This window comes from Legionella steelei, from assembly GCF_001468005.1.
Taxonomy (GTDB): Bacteria; Pseudomonadota; Gammaproteobacteria; order Legionellales; family Legionellaceae; genus Legionella; species Legionella steelei.
Genome location: NZ_LNYY01000019.1, coordinates 2225848 through 2244591, shown reverse-complemented (window position 1 = coordinate 2244591; position 18744 = coordinate 2225848). Strand labels below are relative to the sequence as shown.

The following is an 18744-nucleotide window of genomic DNA, read 5'->3' as shown; positions in this document are numbered from 1 at the left end:
TATACGAGGTTTTTATGGCTAATGGCGTTATTGCACAATTAAATGAATTGATTGACTTGAGGCGTTATGTACAATCGGTTCATTATCACCCTGAAGGTAAAGCAATACGATCCGGCAATCATTTATCCAAATTACGTGGCCGTGGAATGGATTTTGCTGAAGTAAGAAATTATCAGGCAGGTGATGAAATACGTCATATGGAGTGGCGCGTCACTGCGCGCACCGGTAGACCTCATGTCAAAATTTATCAGGAAGAACGTGAACGACCAGTAGTCCTTCTCACTGACTTTAATCCGTCAATGATTTTTGGTACACGCATTGCGTTTAAATCAGTGGTTGCCGCCCGATTAGCGGCACTTCTTGCCTGGACCGTAATCAAGGAAGGCGATAGAGTGGGCGGTGTATTTTACTCAGCGACCGATCACAGCGAATTTACTCCCCGCAGTCGTGATATGGGGGTACTGCCCTTGTTAGCGTCCCTAAGCCGATATACGGATCAGTCCGAAGAACAAAGAGAAGCCAAACCAAAGCTACTTAGTGATGCCTTGGCTCGCTTACGACGCGTTGTGAGACCCGGAAGTATCCTCGTTCTAATCAGCGACTTTTACTCTATGGACAGTGAATGTGAAAAACATTTAAATCGGTTACGTTATCATAATGACATTCTGGCCTATCATATTTGTGATCGCGTGGAACTTGCACCACCAAAGCCACAGCAATACGCGATAACCAATGGACAGCAAGAAATAATACTCGATACCAGCCTACGTTCGGTGAACACGGCTTATGAGCAGTATTGTCAGCAACGCATCGATCGCTTGCAAAATCAATTGCGGCGCTTATGCATTCAGTATGTGCAGGTCACCGCAGATATTGATTTAGCACAGTTGGTGCGGCAAACGTTTCCTAGGAGGTCGCGTGGCTAACACAGCTCCCTTGGCCCAGTTAAAAGACATACATCTTCCGCCGCCTATTGGGTGGTGGCCATTGGCCCCTGGTTGGTACATTGTGCTTGCATTTGTTTTATTTTTAATAATCATGCTCGCTTACGGTGCTTATAAAAGACATCGTCATGCTTTGGCAAAGAAACAAGCGTTGCTGTTGTTACATGACTACCAAAAACACTATGAAAAAGAACAGAATAGCTCCTTAACCAGTGCACATATTTCAGAATTATTACGTCGAGTTGCCCTTGCCTATTATCCAAGAGAGCGCGTTGCCAGTTTACATGGAGAAGAATGGTTGCACTTTTTAAATGAAACCGGCAAAGGAATTGATTTTAATTTGGTAAAAGACATGTTGTTAGATGCCCCCTTTAAAACAGGGGAAACTATGGATCTCAACCCCTTGTTCAACACCGCACAACGTTGGATTAAACAAAGGAGGGTGCCATGTTCGAATTAGTCAATCCTTGGATTTTAGTACTTTTACCTTTGCCCTTGATCTTCTGGTTTTTAATCCCTAGAGCCAAAGTACAATTGCCCTCTGCATTAAAAGTACCGTTCTTTGCAGCGATGCTCCCTATAGCAGATCAAGAAAAACGTTCTGTTTCTGCACAATATTCGCTAATCATTCCGGCTATAGTGTGGTTATTATTGGTAGTTGCTTTAGCAGGACCACGCTGGATTGGCGCCCCCAAACCCATTGCCCGTGAAGGGTTTAACATCATGTTGGCTTTAGATTTATCTGCCAGTATGGAAATCCCCGATATGCTCCTGCATGGACGCCCGGCAAGTCGTTTAAGTGTAGTAAAAAGTGCTGCTGAGCAATTTGTACGCGATCGTTCTGGAGACAAAATTGGTCTGATTCTTTTCGGAACACACGCCTACTTACAAACACCACTCACTTATGACCGACAGACCATTCTTTTACGCCTAGAAGATGCCACAGCAGGGCTTGCAGGGAGAACTACATCCATTGGCGATGCCGTTGGCCTTGCGGTAAAACGCTTGGATGATGTACCTAAAGAAGGAAGAATTCTTATTTTATTGACGGATGGAGCAAATAATTCAGGCGTCCTTGCGCCGCTAAAAGCAGCAGAATTAGCTAAAGATGAAGGAATTAAGATCTATACCATTGGCTTAGGATCTGAAGCAGAATCAAGAGCCTTAGTTGGTGATTTTATAATGCAAAATGCTTCTGCCGATTTGGATGAGGAGACTCTACAAAAAATGTCGGACATGACTGGAGGGCGTTATTTCCGTGCTACAGATACTAAAACATTACATTCTATCTATAAAACAATTAACAAATTAGAAGCAGTAACCCAGGAACAAGAAACTGTTCGTCCGCAAAAAGAATATTATCCATGGTTTATTGGTGCAGCCTTACTACTTTGTTTCTCTTGGCTGATTAGAAAAACAAATCTGACCATGAAAGTACGCTCAGTAGCAGCCGCTCAGGAGGCATTAAAATCATGATCGCAGATTTTCATTTTTTAAGGCCTTGGTGGTTTTTAATGATTTTACCTTTATTAGGATTGATTGTGGTTTTATGGCGACAAAAACCTCAATTACATGCCTGGTCAGAAATTTGCGATTCCCATCTACTCAGCCATCTCCTGCAAAAAAAACAAGGACGACGCATGAGTTCTATGCTCTGTCTGTTTATAAGTATTCTATTTATGATTGTGAGCATCGCGGGTCCTGCCTGGTATAAACTCCCCATAGCAACCTACAAACCAATACAACCCAGAGTTTTAGTTTTAGATATGTCAGACAATATGATGGCTAACGATTTATCACCCAATCGACTAAGTCGCGCAAAATTCAAGTTGCATGATTTATTTGCGCATAAAGATGTAGGCCAATTTGGTCTTGTGGCCTTTACCAGTGAACCTTTTGTGGTTTCGCCACTTACTGATGATGGGCAAACTATTTCCTCCTTACTTTCCTCTCTCACTCCAGATGTCATGCCTGTAACGGGACAAAATCTTGATAGTGCCTTGAGCGAAGCCAGCAACTTAATCAAACAAGCAGGTTATAACCAAGGACAAATTTTGGTATTAACTGCCGATACTCCTTCGGATGCTGCAATTGCCCTGGCAAAAAAATTAGCTGATTCAGGCATTTACTCTTCGATTATGCCAGTTAAAGCGGATAAGAATCTCAATCCACTGTTTGGTCGTTTTGCCGATGCAGGTAAAGGACAATTGGTACAATATACTCCAGACGCAACCGACTTAGATCAATGGCTTAATGCAAGTAATAATCAACAATTTGCTTTAAGTAAAGACGAAGACATACCACTTTGGCGTGATGAAGGACGTTGGTTTTTAATCCCCGCGTTGCTGATGCTTTTGCCTGTATTTCGACGTGGTTGGATACAGAGGATGGCTGTATGATGCGTTACTTTATTCTTTTATTCATTTCATTTTTGCCTTTAAACACTCATGCTTTTAATTGGCAAGACCTATGGTCAACACCGGATCAGCAAGGACGAGACTTAATGTCAAAAAATCAATTCAAACAAGCCAAGGAAACATTTACGGGTAGTGCTTGGGCTGCGACGGCGGCATATCGTGACGGAGATTACCAAAAAGCTGCCGCGTTGTATCAAGAATTAAACAATGAACAAGGCTATTATAACCAAGGCAATGCTTTAGCGCATATGGGACAATATGAAGAAGCAATTAAAGCCTACAACAAGGCATTGGCACTCAATCCCAAAAATCAGGATGCGCTTTATAATCGTAAGTTAGTCGAAGATCTTTTGAAGAAAGATAAAGAACAGAACCAAAACAAAGATCAACAAAACAAAGATCAACAAAACAAAGATCAACAAAACAAAGATCAGCAAAACAAAGATCAGCAAAACAAAGATCAACAAAACAAAGATCAACAAAACAAAGATCAGCAAAACAAAGATCAGCAAAACAAAGATCAGCAAAACAAAGATCAGCAAAACAAAGATCAACAAAACAAAGATCAGCAAAACAAAGATCAACAAAACAAAGATCAACAAAACAAAGATCAGCAAAACAAAGATCAGCAAAACAAAGATCAACAAAACAAAGATCAACAAAACAAAGATCAGCAAAACAAAGATCAGCAAAACAAAGATCAACAAAACAAAGATCAACAAAACAGCGAAGCTCAGTCTGAAGCAGAGCGGGAAAAGCAACAAGCTAAAGAACAGTGGTTACGTTTGATTCCAGATGATCCTGGTGGATTAATGCGAGAGAAATTCTTACGTGATCATTTACGAAGAGAACGTGGGTGGTATTAATGAAGAAATTAATAATTATTGGTTTTTTTTATTTATTCAGTACTCTAGTTTATGCTGAAGCACAAGTGCAGATTGATCCGTCGCAAATCGGTATTGATGATTCATTCAGATTAGTCCTGACTCAAGATAATGCACAAAACGGGGGAATTCCTGATCTGAGCCCATTGCAGAAGAACTTCATGATTCTTGGCACTGAACGCAGCATGAATTATGTAATTATCAATGGGCAAGCACAATCATCTAGCGAATGGACTGTCACATTAAAACCAAAAAAAGAAGGCAAATTAACAATCCCAGCGATTAGAATTGGTGGAGAATATACCAAACCATTAACTATTGATGTACGCCCAGGTACCGCGCCACAAAGTACTCCCAGTGACAATTCTGCGACCCCACAGCAAAATCAGGCTCTTTATTTAACAGCCCAAGTTAATAAAAAAAATCCTTACGTAAATCAACAAGTTATTTATAAAGTAACTTTATACTATTCCAAAAATTTTTTAGACCATAATTACCAACACCCACAAGTAGAAAATGCATTACTGATTCCCTTGGGAGAGAACAAACGCTCTCAGATACAAAAAAATGGAGTGACCTATATTGCCGAAGAACAAAATTATGCCATTTTCCCTCAAAAAAGTGGGGCTTTAAAAATTAAACCACCCGTGTTTAGCGCATTGCTCTATGAGTTTAACCCCGAACGAGTTCAAGCTACGGCCAAAACAATTAGTCTTAATGTACAACCAATACCTAAAGAGTATTCAAGTAAAATATGGTTGCCCGCTAAAGGCGTTAAATTATTTGAACAATATGAACATTTGGATCAAACCATTAATCAAGGTAACACATTAATTCGTACTGTAATTATTGAAGGTGTGGGTATTCCCGCACAACTATTACCCACACTCAAGTTTGCTAAAACAGATGGGCTTAGTATTTACCCAGAGAAAGGGAAAGATAAAAATCGGATAACTCAGGGAGAATTGATTGGCCGTACTGAAATTAAAGTGACTTATTTATTCAATAAAGCAGGAAAAATAACAATCCCGGAATTAAAACTCCCTTGGTTCAATACCGAAACAGGAAAAGAAGAAGTAGCTTCCTTGCCTGCAAAAACATTTGAAGTAATATCCACAAACACCGCCCCGGCGACAGACACAAAACAACCTGCTGTACGCAAAAATGAACATGCTGCCCAACCCGCACAGCTAACGAGTGAATCTACTTCGCCAACCCAAATCACATGGGCCTGGATAGTTGCAGCACTTTTTGCTTGTGCCTGGCTGTTTACTATAGCCCTATGGGCTTGGCAAAAACGTAATAAAAATACTGGCAAAGGTCAATACAAAACGGCATTAAACGAACTTCATAAAGCCTGCACACAAGGAAATCCTCAACGCGCACGTGATGCATTATTAAAATGGGCAAGCTTGCAATGGCCCGATGCCCCCATATTAAATCTAACGGATTTAACCCGTCTTACTACGGATGTGCCGTTTAAAAAACAAATACAAATTTTGTCGCAAGTATTATACAAAAGCAAAGAAAAAACCTTGTGGCGTGGGGATGAATTGTGGCGTAGCATTCAGCAAATGAAAAAAAATAATACCAATAAGAAAGAAGATAAGAACAACCTACCGCCTATTAATCCGGCTTGATTTGCAACACATAGCAAAAATCTCCCTCACCCTAACCCTCTCCCCTACGCAGGCGCGGTGGAGAGGGGATCCAAGGTGAGGATACCTCAGGCGTAACAACCCAGCCTACCCGTGCTGTATGTTTATCATGACAAACAAAATGGGTGCTCAAATCAGGAGATCCTCCGTCGTAAACACCTTAGGATGACGGTAACTCATTTCATTGTATTAAATTTTTGGATATTCATCCTCCCGCTCATCCTGTTCTACATCTTCTTTATTTTTTTTAGAGCTTCTTTTTTGGGGAATAAGCTTTTGAGTGGCTTGTTCTGTTTGGGTCTCTTGAGGGATATTAGGGTCACCCGCTACTGTGTCTTTTAATCGGTTCGCCACTTTCATTATATCAGGCATATCTTTTTTAATTCTCTGGGCCGAACTTTCAGATTCGGACTCTGATTCACTCAGGGCATCTTTCTCTCCTAAACCCTCGCTATCTTCTTGAGCAGATTCAGATTTTCTTGTGACATAATTGGCTATTTTATTTACAAGAAACTTCAGTGCAGGATAGATAAGTCGGCCAATCGTATAAGCAACTGCCAAAGAAGCGGTTACCGCGAGTATTGCAACCCCTACTGGAGGAGCTATGAGGCTGACCACTGTACCAATGAGTGCCAGAGAGGCAAAAGCGATAGCTACTGATTTATCCAACACAGCCGTTGTACCCAACTTTGCTAGTTTTTGTTCGCAACTTACTTGATTATTATATAATTCTTGTAAAGAATTTAACTGGCCTTTAATGTCATTTCTTTCACTTTCGATTTTAGATATTAAGGCTTGGTACTCTTCTATTTTTCCGTCTTCCTTGGCCTTTTTGGCGTCTGCTTCTAATTGTTCTAAATGGTCAATTAAATAATCCACCAGATTTTTTTGTCCCTCAATTTCCCTCTTTATTTTTGTCAACTGCTCTTCAACTTCATAACGTTTATAATAAAGTTTGGCCAAAGTAATTACACTCAAACCCAATGCACCAAGTGCGGTCACCAAAGCAATAATAGGCGCGGAAGGAGGGAAAGCCAAAGCAGTTATTGCAAGGCCCAAAAGAACTGTTGCATACACAAAGCGTGCATTACGCGACAAAGTGAAAGGCACTTTTTGATTGGTTATATAAGCACCAAAATAAATAATTGGGATCACAATAAAATCCGTGGTACTTGTCAGTAATTTAATAATTTGAAAACTTTCAGCTGCTGCAGTTGTCGCATTATTTACAAGGCCTTTAACCTCGACCAAACGATTAATCGCGCCACCGGCGCCCCCTAGGGAATCAATGAATTTACTTGCAAATGGAAGCATGCGTAATATGGCTAAGGCAATCGACTTTTTTGATGCTTTAATGCCTTTCATAACCTTTAACTTTTTCCTTAATTGTTCTACGGAATCTGCTTCCAGATGTTCAAATGTTTCAATATCAGTTTTAAAGAACATTGCTTCCTCAATAAAAATTGCTCCACCCTTTTACATTATACCAATTAATTATGATATAAGGCTGAACAGGAAAAGAATCGTTAACATTCAACATGTCCAAGGGTAAATCGTTTTAGCCTTTTTAATTAGAAACGCGGACAAATACTCTTAATATTGGGACAATTAATAAAAAAGTGTATAATTCCTCTTTTTGTTACACAAATATTGATCAGTCATGAATCTTGAAAAAATATATGATGTTATTGTTGTAGGTGGCGGGCATGCGGGCACAGAAGCGGCTCTTGTAGCAGCACGAATGGGTGCGCAAACATTATTACTGACTCATAACATGGATTTGCTCGGGCAAATGTCGTGTAATCCTGCCATAGGTGGAATAGGAAAAGGACACTTGGTCAAAGAGATTGATGCCTTAGATGGAGCGATGGCAAAAGCAGCTGATAGAGCAGGAATTCAATTTCGAACGCTTAATGCCTCCAAGGGACCCGCCGTGCGTGCTACTCGTGCACAAGCTGACCGTGTGCTTTATCGTCAAGCCATCAGAGAGCAACTGCAAACCCAAGAAAATCTAACTCTATTTCAGCAAGCAGTTGATGATTTACTGATCGAAGGTGGTCGAGTAACAGCTGTGGTTACACAAATGGGCCTTACCTTAAAAGCTCGTGCGGTGGTATTAACTGTTGGCACCTTTTTGGGAGGTAAAATTCACGTAGGCATGAGCCAATATGCTGGCGGTCGAGCAGGTGATCCCCCTGCGATTGCTTTAGCAAAAAGCTTGCGTGATCTTGATTTACCAGTTGGCCGCTTAAAAACGGGGACGCCACCACGAATTGATCGACGTTCTTTAGATTACAGCCAAATGACAGAGCAACCAGGTGATACGCCCATCCCTGTTTTTTCATATATGGGACATGTCAGTGATCATCCACAACAAGTGTCTTGCCATATTACCCATACAACAGAAGCCACACACGATATTATTCGCAATAATCTGCATCAATCTCCCATGTACGCAGGGGTTATTGAAGGTGTAGGTCCTCGTTATTGCCCTTCTATTGAGGATAAAATTGTTCGTTTTGCGGATAAACTATCGCATCAAATCTTTGTCGAGCCTGAAGGGTTAACCACCGAAGAAATCTATCCTAATGGTATTTCTACAAGTCTTCCCTTTGAAGTTCAAGTTCAATTTGTGCGTACGATTAAAGGTTTTGAGCATGCCCATATCACACGCCCAGGGTATGCCATTGAATATGATTATTTTGACCCTCGTGGATTAACCTCATTCTTGCAGACGAAACCAATTCCCAATTTATTTTTCGCAGGCCAAATCAATGGTACCACCGGCTATGAAGAAGCTGCCGCACAAGGAATCATTGCCGGAATGAATGCTGCTCTTCAGGTTCAGGAAAAAGAACTTTGGTGTCCCCGACGTGATGAAGCGTATATAGGGGTGTTGATTGATGATCTCATCACCTGTGGTACCCAAGAACCTTATAGAATGTTTACTTCTCGTGCCGAATATCGCCTACTTTTACGTGAAGACAATGCGGATTTACGCTTAACGGCTAAAGGCCGAGAGTTAGGTTTAGTCGGTGAAGAGCGTTGGCAACATTTCTCTAGCAAAACTGAAGCCATAGAATCCACACAAGCATTGTTACATCAAACTTGGGTTCGTGTAGGGCATAATGAGCCTTTAAAAGAGGTCCTGCACAATCCGATGCAGCATGACCATAGAGCCTCGGAGTTTCTTAAGCGTCCTGAAATCAATTATCAACATTTATTAATGCTCGATGATTTAAACTTACCTGAATTATCCGCTGAGGTTAGTGAACAGATAGAAATTCAAAACAAATATGCAGGGTATATTGAACGACAACAACTCGATATAGAAAAAATGCGTAAACATGAAAACACCGTGTTACCTGAGTCGTTAGATTACAGCGAAGTGACTGGATTATCGAATGAAGTTATCCAAAAACTAACAAAAATAAGACCTGCCACTTTGGCTCAGGCTGGACGTATTTCGGGTGTTACTCCTGCTGCCTTGTCGCTCCTTTTAGTCCATTTAAAAAAACAGCGAATTGAGGTATGAAGGAATCTAGAGCAAAAATACAATCACAGCTTGAAGAAGGCTTGCAGCAATTTGATTTGCAGGCACTTACAGCCTCTTTAGCTGATTATTTAGTCTTACTTAATAAGTGGAATTTGGCTTATAATCTCACTGCAATTCGTGATCTTGAATCTATGGTGGGTAAGCATATATTGGATAGTTTGGCGATTTTACCTTGGCTTAAAGGTACGCAAATTATTGATGTAGGAACCGGCCCAGGTTTACCAGGTATTCCCCTTGCTTTGGCCAGACCCGAGCTTAATTTTGTTTTATTGGACTCTAACGGAAAAAAAACACGTTTCCTACAGGAAGTAAAACGACAGCTCAATTTAAAAAATGTTGAAGTTGTACAATTTAGAGTCGAAAACTACCACCCAACTCAAGGTTTTGATACAGTATTAAGTCGAGCTTTTAGTAGCCTTGAACAAATGATTCAGTGGACGCAACATCTTATTGCTAATGAAGGAATCTGGTTAGCAATGAAAGGGCGTTCTCCTGATACAGAATTAAATGAGATAAAGCAAAACTGCACAGTGCAGCACTATACTGTCGCAGGGGTTGAAGGCGAGCGCTGTTGCGTCATTATTGAAAATTAACCTAAGAATAAAGTGGGACTAGGTTTACATTAACTCTCTCGAGCCAAAATGGCCCCAATTTTCGAGCATCGAAACGCTGCATACACGAAGTATGTGAGTATTGAAGCACAAAATCAGGCAGTTTGGCCAAGATAGTAGAAAGTAAGCTCTAGTTTGCCGCTAATTCAGGTTTAACCAAGGAATAAATCATGGCAAAAGTTATAGCCATTGCCAACCAAAAAGGTGGCGTAGGCAAAACTACTACTGCTATTAATTTAGCTGCTTCTTTAGCAGCAAATCGACAACAGGTCTTACTGATTGACCTGGACCCGCAAGGTAATGCAACCATGGGTAGTGGTGTTGATAAAAGTCAGCTGGTACATACGACCAATGATGTTTTATTACATGATTGCCTTGCCGAACAAGCGTGTCTTTCCACTACATGCGGTTATGATCTAATTCCTGGAAACGATGATTTAACCGTTGCGGAAGTTAGTCTCATGGAGCGCAATCATCGTGAAACATTTTTGTATAAAGCATTACAGCTGATTCAAAATAATTATGACTTTGTCTTAATCGATTGCCCACCAGCCCTAAATACGCTAACAATCAATGCTTTTGTAGCGGCTGACTCGGTACTTATCCCTATGCAATGTGAATACTACGCATTGGAAGGCTTGGCGGCTTTGCTTTCAACCATTGAACAAGTTAAAGCATCAGTAAATCCACGTTTGCATCTTGAGGGCGTACTACGAACCATGTACGATGCGCGTAATCGATTGTGTTCTGAAGTATCAAAACAGCTCATGGAACACTTTCCAACTAAAGTTTATAGAACCGTCGTACCACGTAATGTCAGACTTGCTGAAGCACCGAGCCATGGGTTGCCAGCCTTACAATATGATAAAACATCACCCGGTGCAGCAGCCTACATGGTCCTTGCTTCCGAGTTAATTAATAAACAGACTGTAGTAGGTTAAATGGGGTAATTTATGACAGTAAAACGTAGTAGTTTAGGACGTAATTTATCCGCTTTATTGAGCCAATCAAGTAGCGCTCTTTTAAATGAGAAGCCACAAGCTGAAAGTCTGAAGCTTTCAGTGGATTGTTTGCAACCAGGGAAATACCAACCCCGTGGTGAAATGGAAGAAGCCTCGCTGATGGAGCTTGCTCAATCTATTAAGAAACAGGGTTTGCTGCAGCCTCTGTTAGTTCGCGAGTTGAGTAGCGGTCTCTATGAAATTATCGCGGGTGAACGTCGTTGGCGTGCCAGCCAACTAGCAGGACTTACGGAAGTTCCTGTTATTTTAAAACAAGTTGATGATGAAACAGCTATGGCCATGGCTTTAGTTGAAAATTTGCAACGTGAAGATCTCAATGCAATGGATCAAGCACGCGCGATGCATAGACTGACTCATGAGTTTTCTTTAACGCATCAACAAGTTGCGGATCTTTTGTGTAAGTCTAGAACTGCAGTCAGTAATTACTTGCGATTATTGGCTTTATCAGCTGGTGTTAAAAAACTTTTAGAGCATGGTGATCTCGATATGGGACATGCACGCGCCTTGTTAATGTTAGATGAAGAACAACAAAATCAAGTTGCTCAGCTAATTGTTGCGAAAAATCTATCTGTACGGGAAACGGAAAAGTTAGTTGAACGTATTAAATCTGGAAAAATAAAAGAGCAACAACCACATATAGACCATTCCCATACATATCACGATCAGTTGAGTAGTCTGGAGCAACATTTGCAAACCGCGATTAAGCTTAAACCAGGGAAAGCAGGCAAAGGTTCGTTAGTCATTCACTATGATAATGAACATCGTTTGCAGCTTATCATCGATCAATTAAGTCGCACACAACAATAATTTTGTTATTCTTATCAGCACGATAACCTAGTGTGACCTAGGTTATCCCTGCTCTGAGTGCAGCAGTGTAGACAAAGCTTAATTTTAAACAGTCTAGTAATTGAGTTTGGCACGAATACTTTATCACCGCGAATTAAAAAAGAAATTTATATTAAGCTACACTTATAGATATAAGCTGGTTGTATTGCTCGGAGACTGCAATGTTAATACAGCCTGTTCAACCCGTTTACATTCTAATGAAAATTGGCGAAGATGAATTTGTAGGCCAACTGCTTAGTTTGTCTGATAAAAAATTAGAGCTAAAATGTGATGAATATATTGAAAAAGACATTGAGGTTTCCTTTTTTGCCAAGCACTTTCGTGGCCAAGCAATTATTGAGGAAATCAAATTTGCTCACTCTTTTTTTACTTATCAATTATCTATCCAAGAAATCCAATTTCAACCTGGCCTGTTAATTAATACTCGGCTCTAAATTTAATCTTAAAGTTGTTTTTTTGAAGAAGGCTAGTTAATGCGGCAGCACCTGGCTGTGAGTAGCTTATTCATGGTATCACGGTCAAAAATAGCAAAAAAATGTAAGCGGGATTGTTAAAAAGGACCGCTCACGGGCCGTTGGGTCAAGACCCAGCCTACTTTTGATTTAATTTCATAGTTTGACGACTATAGGTTTTAACGGCCCAGTCTCGATTGAGTACCGTGCATAAAGCACGGTACGTAGCTCGGAAAAATATCGATTCTTATAGCCAGTAAACAAAAACAAACAAGAATAGCCAAACCACATCCACAAAGTGCCAGTACCAAGCGACACCTTCGAATGCAAAATGCCGTTCTGGGGTAAAATGGCCCAACTTGCAGCGAACCGTGATAACAATCAACATGATCGTACCTAAGGTAACGTGGAGACCGTGAAATCCAGTGAGCATGAAAAAAGTCGTCCCATAAATACCTGCAGATAAAGTCAAATTCATCTTAGTATAAGCTTCATGGTATTCATAACCTTGCAAGATCAAAAACGTGATACCTAGAGCAATAGTTAAAACCATTCCAATAATTAATTGCTTTTGCTTTTGTAATTTTAAAGCCCAATGTGCCCAGGTGATAGTAACCCCCGAGGTTAATAAAATAAGCGTGTTCACTGCTGCTAAGCCCCAAGCGCCCATTGCTTCCTCAGCTCCAGCAAAAACTTTATTGCTTGGGTTATCTAATAAAGGCCAAGTAGAAATAAAATCTGGCCATAAAGTAAAGTGAGTTATTGGATGTACATGGCCACCTAAAAGAGGGACAACCCAAAATCGGGTATAAAACAAAGCGCCAAAAAATGCACCGAAAAAACAAATCTCAGAAAAAATAAACCAGCACATACCCCAGCGAAACGAGCGGTCAACCTGTAGGTCATAGACTCCTTTTGAGTTCTCATAAATTACCTGGCCGAACCAACCAAACAACATGAAAATCATAATTCCCATGCCAATAGTGAATATGTAGGGCCCATACCAATCATGGTGAAGCCAAGATGCCGCACCTACAAGCATAGTAGTTAGCCCACATGATGCAACCAAAGGCCAATGGCTTGGCTTAGGGACATAATAAGTACCATGTGCTCCCATTATATTTTTATCTCCTGTATCAATAATCTTTAAAACGCTCTCAGGGAGAGAATCTAATCCAATCAAACCGCCCAATACGTCACAGTGATTTTCTGCATTATCGTATAGACTTTGACAGATTATCCACGCAAAGTTTGCAATCTTACATCTAACCTTTATCGGTTACATCAAATAAAGTATAAGACAATGTCACTGTATGCACTTTTTCGGGTAAATCAGTATCCAAATGAAAAAGTAACGGCATATTCATGGCTTCATGTCCGTTTAATGATTGCCGAGTAAAGCAAAAACATTCGGTTTTTTTCAGATACTTAGCAGCAATACCGGGAGTAACACTGGGTACAGCTTGCACTGTCATCGGATGATCCGTTTTATTTTCTGCATAAAATGCAAGTTTTGCTATTTCGCCAGGATGTACCTTTATTTTGCGGGTCTTAGGATAAAATGCCCATGGCACACCACTATTATTTGTAGCAACAAACTCGACTGTTATTTCTCTATTTTTATCAACTTTGGCCTTAGTTGCATCATAAGCTACTGCCTCAGGATTTGTTTTACCATTAATGCCCAATGTTTTACACAAACTATTATAAATGGGCACTAATGCAAAACCAAAAGCGAACATACCTAGCACAAGGCCAGCTAAAATAACCATTAACCTCTTATGGCCTTTCTCATTCTTCATACAACGAGCCTATAAATCCAACTTGGGTGGAGTTGTAAATGTGTGATATGGCGGTGGAGAAGGTAATGTCCATTCTAAACCATATGCACCTTCCCAAGCTCTTCCAGCTGCAAGGTCTTTTTTAGTCCCTTTCTTTCTCACCGTAGCAATCACATTATATAAAAACAGTAGTTGCGTAAAACCAAAAATAAAGGCTCCGACCGAAGAGACCATGTTAAAATTGGCAAATTGCAAAGCATAATCTGGAATCCTTCTTGGCATACCGGCGAGTCCTAAAAAGTGCATGGGGAAAAACGCCACGTTCACCGAAATAACAGATAACCAAAAATGCCATTTACCTAAGCACTCACTATACATATGCCCTGTCCACTTGGGCAGCCAATAGTATGTTGCAGAAAATAAGGCGAAAATTACGCCAGGAACCAACACATAATGGAAATGTGCCACTACGAAATAACTATCCTGATACTGGAAGTCTGCAGGTACCAATGCCAACATCAAACCAGTAAATCCTCCTATAGTAAATAGAAAGACGAAGGCTAAGGCGAACAACATTGGCGTTTCAAAGGTCATAGAGCCTCTGAACATAGTACTTACCCAGTTAAACACTTTAATCCCTGTGGGAACCGCAATAAGCATCGTGGTATACATAAAAAATAATTCCGCGCCCAAGGGTATACCCGTTGTAAACATATGGTGCGCCCAAACAATAAAGGACAAGACAGCAATACTGACTGTCGCATAAACCATAAAATAGTAGCCGAACAAAGGTTTACGACTAAAGGTAGGAATCACTTCGGAGATAACACCAAACGCCGGGAGTACAAGAACATATACTTCGGGATGTCCAAAAAACCAAAATACGTGTTGGAAGAGGATGGGATCACCACCACCTGCAGCATCAAAGAAGCTGGTACCAAAATGGCGGTCAGCCAACATCATGGTTACTGCCCCAGCCAATACGGGCATAATCGCAATCAATAAAAAGGCAGTGATTAACCAGGTCCATACGAACATTGGCATCTTCATCAAAGTCATACCAGGTGCACGTAAATTTAATATGGTTGCGATAATATTGATTGAACCCATAATAGAGGAAATACCCATCATATGGATTGAGAAAATCATAAAATCGGTACTGGGCGGCGCGTATTTGGTAGATAGAGGTGCATACATAGTCCAACCAAAGTTGGGGCCCCCTCCAGCATGAAACGTAGTTGACAATAATAATGTAAACGCAAATGGTAAAATCCAGAAACTCCAGTTATTCAACCGCGGTAAAGCCATATCTGGAGCACCAATCATCATAGGAATTTGCCAGTTAGCCATTCCTGTAAATGCCGGCATAACCACACCGAATAACATGATTAAGCCATGCAGTGTTGTCATTTGGTTAAAGAAGTTAGGATCAACAAAGCGATGGCCTGGCTGAAATAATTCTGCACGAATAAGCAGCGCCATGCCGCCAGCTAAAAAGAAGCTGATCATTGCAAGCCACAAATAAAGTGTACCTATGTCTTTGTGGTTTGTAGTAAACAACCAGCGTTTTATAAATCCGAAGACGCCCTTGCCTTGTTCAGGACCATGATCGTCATGTTTTTCATCGTGTGCTAATGTATAACTACTCATTGCAAACCTCCAGCTTGAACTTTATTAACCATGGTTGGTTGTTGATTGGCTTTTTGACGTTGTGCCGCAACTTCCGCAGCTTGGATTACGTCATTAGTATTATTTTCCCAGGCATTACGCTCATAAGTCGCAATCGCAGCGATTTCTTCATCGTTAAGCTGATCCTTATAGGGCTGCATCGCCGTGCCAGGAATACCATGTAGTATTGTATCTATATGTCGTGAAATAGGATGACCCGTTGCTACCGAACTGCCTCGGAGTGCAGGATACATTGGCGGAATACCCTTTCCGTCCGGTCTATGACATGGAGAACAGAATTGTTCATATCTTTGTTTTCCAAGAGCAAGCAACTCATCGCGTGGCATTGTTTTCTGTGCGGCAGCATTCGCTTCTGCTTTATCGTATTGATCTTGTGATTTGGTTTGTGCAGCAACCCATTTATCAAAATCTTCCTGGCTTACTGCTTCAACAACTATGGGCATAAATCCATGGTTGACACCACAAAGTTCAGCACACTGGCCTCTATAGGTTCCTGGTTTTTGTATTGTAGCCCATGCCTCATACATGAAGCCGGGTATCGCATCGCGTTTAATACCCAATTCAGGTACCCACCATGAATGGACCACATCATTTGAAGTAACCAAAAAGCGAATTTTCTTATTCACTGGTAAAACCAATGGCTTATCTACTTCCAATAAGTACCATTCGCTCTTTTCCTCTTTATTTTGAATTTGGGCAAAAGGTGTAGATAAGGTACTAAAAAAGCTTATTCCCTGATCCAGATACTCATACTGCCATCGCCATTGATAACCAACTACTTTTACAGTTATTTCTGATTGTCTTGTATCATCCATGCGGATTAAAACACGTGTTGCAGGTACTGCAAGTCCAACGAGAATCAAGAAAGGAATAAGCGACCAGACTATTTCTAATCGAGGATTATCATGAAATGTTGCCGCCTTATAACCTTTGGATTTTCGATGGTGGATCATGGAATAAATCATCACACCGAAGACAACAATCCCGATAATGGCACATACTGCCATACAAACCATGTGCAGATAGTACGCATCCCGACTGATTGGTGTTACCCCTTCGTACATATTTAACTGCCAGAAATCCGCAGCAGCGAATATTGGTTGGCTCGCAACCCAGGCACCAAGTATTGTTAATAATCTACAGATCTTCAACCTGTTTAACATCCCCATTCCTCGCCTTGTCAATAGCTAGACTACCTAGCTTCAATTTAGTGTTTATACGTTTTTAATTTGTGCCCCTCACGGCTGGAGAGGGGCTTTGATACTACACTACCACAACGAGTAGTTTCCTTCGGTTTTAGATTTACTGACCATATACTTCACCGCTTCAATGACTTCATTCGTAGTACATTGCTTGCAGCCTCCGTTTTTCGGATGACCTTTTCCGCGTACAGTATTCTCAATCAGTACATCCATATTTTTTGCAAGTAAGGGTTTCCACGCGTCTTTATCGCCAATTTTAGGCGCACCGTTTTTCCCTTCGTTATGACAAACAGCACAATTGTCGTTGTAAACAGCTTCTCCGCTTGCAGGATATTTCTCGGTACCGCCTGACTTAAGATTTTCTAACTCAGTACGCGTCAATGACTCGTTTAATAGGTAATCAACAGCAGAAATAATGTCATTATCGGAGCAGGTCACACAAGCACCCTTTACCGGCATTGAGTTAAATCCACTAATTGCATGGTGATATAATCCCGTTAAACCACTTGATTTTAATCGCTCATACCAACCCGCGGCATTCCCCATTAAGGGAGCACCCATCACACCTTCTTGGTGACAAATAACACAAGCGGTGAAATAAACTTGTTTTCCTCGATCGAGCGAAGGCCGCTCAGATGAGCCAGGTAAGCCTAAAGGTTCTTCACTCACTACCGTTTTAAGATACGTAGCAACAGCCATCCTATCCGCATCAGTTAAATACATCATGCTGTTATGATTTACTTCAGACATAGGACCAGCCACTGGACCCGCATTATTTATCAGTTTATCTAATTTAAACACATCAGCAACTTGTTCATGCGTTGCGGTTTCTAATCCATACTTGGTAATGTTTGGTGCCCAATACCCATTAATAAAGCCACCCGTTAGATAATATTTGTTCTTTGGCGCACCAAATGGATTTAAAGGGGTATGACACATACTGCAATGGCCTAAACCATCAACAATGTATTTGCCACGATTCCACTCGGGAGACCTGCCTTTTTCATATTGAAACCCATGTCCTTCAGGGAAGAAGAATAATAAGTTCCATCCCCAAAGAGAAAAGCGAGCTCCTGGTACATTAAAGGGGAACGGTAATGATTTGTTCTTTAAATTAACCGGAGGCAAGCTCATAAAATACGCGTATAGAGCACGCGCGTCTTCATCCGAAATTTTAGAAAAATAAATATAAGGGAATACTGGAAAATAGTTTCTACCTTTAGGATCACGGCCTTCTTTAACCGCACGGATAAAATCTTTCTCCGTCCAGTTACCGATCCCAGTTTCTTTATCCGGAGTAATATTAGGGCTATAAAATGTCCCGAAAGGAGTTTCGATAGGAAGTCCACCTGCATAAGCGGGAGTGCCTGCTTTAACATTAGTATGACAGGAAATACAATCGCCTACCTTTGATAAGTATTCTCCACGCTGAATTAAATCTTGCTGTTCGCCCGTAGCTGGGGCAGTTGGTGGATAAACCGGATAATATCCATCATGAACTTGTAATTTCTCTTGAGCAGGTGCAGCATTTTCTGCATGCAATAATTGACCCGCCATGCCAAGCACTGTCAAAGTTGTGACAATTAGCCTTCTTAGTAACAAAGAGCCCACGCCCCCTCCTATTTGTTCTTATTTTGTACGCTTCTCTTGCGGAGATAGAGTAATCGTCGCATTTTATACTC

Annotated in this window: 17 protein-coding genes and 1 pseudogene; 11 read left to right on the top strand and 7 right to left on the bottom strand. The window is 40.9% G+C overall.

The features are described from left to right. Positions 1-14: 14 nt before the first annotated feature. From Lste_RS13900 to Lste_RS19840, 5 genes and pseudogenes are all read left to right on the top strand, one after another. Complete coding sequence (locus tag Lste_RS13900) at positions 15-926, top strand: DUF58 domain-containing protein (protein WP_058511515.1); 912 nt, start codon at positions 15-17, stop codon at positions 924-926. After that, the gene (locus Lste_RS13895) at positions 919-1404 is read left to right on the top strand and encodes a DUF4381 domain-containing protein (RefSeq protein ID WP_058511514.1); all 486 of its coding nucleotides are present in this window, start codon (positions 919-921) and stop codon (positions 1402-1404) included. The genes Lste_RS13900 and Lste_RS13895 overlap by 8 nt, the downstream gene beginning before the upstream one ends. Continuing rightward, a complete protein-coding gene (locus Lste_RS13890; protein ID WP_058511513.1) occupies positions 1392-2420 on the top strand; it encodes a VWA domain-containing protein in 1029 nt (342 codons plus the stop codon). The genes Lste_RS13895 and Lste_RS13890 overlap by 13 nt, the downstream gene beginning before the upstream one ends. Beyond that, positions 2417-3343 (top strand): VWA domain-containing protein, encoded by a 927-nt coding sequence (locus Lste_RS13885; RefSeq protein ID WP_058511512.1) that lies wholly within the window; start codon positions 2417-2419, stop codon positions 3341-3343. Before Lste_RS13890 ends, Lste_RS13885 begins: the two co-directional genes overlap by 4 nt. Next, positions 3340-3645 (top strand): annotated as a pseudogene (locus Lste_RS19840) (tetratricopeptide repeat protein); the annotation flags it as partial. The gene Lste_RS13885 and the pseudogene Lste_RS19840, both read left to right, overlap by 4 nt. A gap of 13 nt (positions 3646-3658) precedes the next feature. On the opposite strand, the gene Lste_RS19835 reads toward Lste_RS19840, so the two are convergent. Next, positions 3659-4108, bottom strand: a complete 450-nt coding sequence (locus Lste_RS19835; protein WP_420324192.1) for a Cys-every-fifth RiPP peptide CefA — start codon at positions 4106-4108, stop codon at positions 3659-3661. Between the two features lie 118 nt (positions 4109-4226). On the opposite strand from Lste_RS19835, the gene Lste_RS13875 reads away from it, so the two are divergent. Next, positions 4227-5885, top strand: a complete 1659-nt coding sequence (locus Lste_RS13875) for a protein BatD (protein ID WP_058511510.1) — start codon at positions 4227-4229, stop codon at positions 5883-5885. Between the two features lie 207 nt (positions 5886-6092). Here the strand turns inward: Lste_RS13875 and Lste_RS13870 are convergent, their stop codons facing one another. Next, the gene (locus Lste_RS13870) at positions 6093-7349 is read right to left on the bottom strand and encodes a hypothetical protein (protein WP_058511509.1); all 1257 of its coding nucleotides are present in this window, start codon (positions 7347-7349) and stop codon (positions 6093-6095) included. A 214-nt stretch (positions 7350-7563) separates the two neighbouring features. Between Lste_RS13870 and mnmG the strand changes: the two genes are divergently transcribed. From mnmG to Lste_RS13845, 5 genes are all read left to right on the top strand, one after another. Next, positions 7564-9438 carry a tRNA uridine-5-carboxymethylaminomethyl(34) synthesis enzyme MnmG gene (gene mnmG / locus Lste_RS13865; protein ID WP_058511508.1) on the top strand — a complete coding sequence of 625 codons (1875 nt, stop codon included), beginning with the start codon at positions 7564-7566 and terminating at the stop codon, positions 9436-9438. Next, the gene (gene rsmG / locus Lste_RS13860; protein WP_058511507.1) at positions 9435-10052 is read left to right on the top strand and encodes a 16S rRNA (guanine(527)-N(7))-methyltransferase RsmG; all 618 of its coding nucleotides are present in this window, start codon (positions 9435-9437) and stop codon (positions 10050-10052) included. The genes mnmG and rsmG overlap by 4 nt, the downstream gene beginning before the upstream one ends. Positions 10053-10240: 188 nt before the next feature. Next, complete coding sequence (locus tag Lste_RS13855) at positions 10241-11011, top strand: ParA family protein (RefSeq protein WP_058511506.1); 771 nt, start codon at positions 10241-10243, stop codon at positions 11009-11011. Positions 11012-11023: 12 nt separating this feature from the next. Beyond that, positions 11024-11899, top strand: a complete 876-nt coding sequence (locus Lste_RS13850) for a ParB/RepB/Spo0J family partition protein (protein WP_058511505.1) — start codon at positions 11024-11026, stop codon at positions 11897-11899. A 200-nt stretch (positions 11900-12099) separates the two neighbouring features. Next, positions 12100-12372, top strand: a complete 273-nt coding sequence (locus Lste_RS13845) for a hypothetical protein (RefSeq protein ID WP_058511504.1) — start codon at positions 12100-12102, stop codon at positions 12370-12372. 265 nt (positions 12373-12637) lie between these two features. Here the strand turns inward: Lste_RS13845 and Lste_RS13840 are convergent, their stop codons facing one another. The 5 genes from Lste_RS13840 to Lste_RS13820 form a co-directional block, all read right to left on the bottom strand. Further along, a complete protein-coding gene (locus Lste_RS13840) occupies positions 12638-13507 on the bottom strand; it encodes a cytochrome c oxidase subunit 3 (protein WP_058511503.1) in 870 nt (289 codons plus the stop codon). 148 nt (positions 13508-13655) lie between these two features. Further along, positions 13656-14192 (bottom strand): cytochrome c oxidase assembly protein, encoded by a 537-nt coding sequence (locus tag Lste_RS13835; protein ID WP_058511502.1) that lies wholly within the window; start codon positions 14190-14192, stop codon positions 13656-13658. 9 nt (positions 14193-14201) lie between these two features. Next, positions 14202-15821, bottom strand: coding sequence for a cytochrome c oxidase subunit I (gene ctaD, locus Lste_RS13830; protein WP_058511501.1), 1620 nt, complete (start codon positions 15819-15821; stop codon positions 14202-14204). Further along, positions 15818-17023, bottom strand: a complete 1206-nt coding sequence (gene coxB, locus Lste_RS13825) for a cytochrome c oxidase subunit II (RefSeq protein WP_058511744.1) — start codon at positions 17021-17023, stop codon at positions 15818-15820. The genes ctaD and coxB overlap by 4 nt, the downstream gene beginning before the upstream one ends. Positions 17024-17128: 105 nt before the next feature. Then, positions 17129-18673, bottom strand: coding sequence for a c-type cytochrome (locus tag Lste_RS13820; protein WP_058511500.1), 1545 nt, complete (start codon positions 18671-18673; stop codon positions 17129-17131). Positions 18674-18744 lie beyond the last annotated feature (71 nt).

Excerpts from the sequence above, each read along its gene's own strand:
- Lste_RS13900 (WP_058511515.1), top strand. The coding sequence starts at position 15 with ATGGCTAATGGCGTTATTGCACAATTAAATGAATTGATTGACTTGAGG.
- Lste_RS13890 (WP_058511513.1), top strand. The coding sequence starts at position 1,392 with ATGTTCGAATTAGTCAATCCTTGGATTTTAGTACTTTTACCTTTGCCC.
- Lste_RS13885 (WP_058511512.1), top strand. The coding sequence starts at position 2,417 with ATGATCGCAGATTTTCATTTTTTAAGGCCTTGGTGGTTTTTAATGATT.
- Lste_RS13875 (WP_058511510.1), top strand. The coding sequence starts at position 4,227 with ATGAAGAAATTAATAATTATTGGTTTTTTTTATTTATTCAGTACTCTA.
- Lste_RS13870 (WP_058511509.1), bottom strand. The coding sequence starts at position 7,349 with ATGTTCTTTAAAACTGATATTGAAACATTTGAACATCTGGAAGCAGAT.
- mnmG (WP_058511508.1), top strand. The coding sequence starts at position 7,564 with ATGAATCTTGAAAAAATATATGATGTTATTGTTGTAGGTGGCGGGCAT.
- rsmG (WP_058511507.1), top strand. The coding sequence starts at position 9,435 with ATGAAGGAATCTAGAGCAAAAATACAATCACAGCTTGAAGAAGGCTTG.
- Lste_RS13855 (WP_058511506.1), top strand. The coding sequence starts at position 10,241 with ATGGCAAAAGTTATAGCCATTGCCAACCAAAAAGGTGGCGTAGGCAAA.
- Lste_RS13850 (WP_058511505.1), top strand. The coding sequence starts at position 11,024 with ATGACAGTAAAACGTAGTAGTTTAGGACGTAATTTATCCGCTTTATTG.
- Lste_RS13845 (WP_058511504.1), top strand. The coding sequence starts at position 12,100 with ATGTTAATACAGCCTGTTCAACCCGTTTACATTCTAATGAAAATTGGC.
- Lste_RS13840 (WP_058511503.1), bottom strand. The coding sequence starts at position 13,507 with ATGGGAGCACATGGTACTTATTATGTCCCTAAGCCAAGCCATTGGCCT.
- Lste_RS13835 (WP_058511502.1), bottom strand. The coding sequence starts at position 14,192 with ATGAAGAATGAGAAAGGCCATAAGAGGTTAATGGTTATTTTAGCTGGC.
- ctaD (WP_058511501.1), bottom strand. The coding sequence starts at position 15,821 with ATGAGTAGTTATACATTAGCACACGATGAAAAACATGACGATCATGGT.
- coxB (WP_058511744.1), bottom strand. The coding sequence starts at position 17,023 with ATGTTAAACAGGTTGAAGATCTGTAGATTATTAACAATACTTGGTGCC.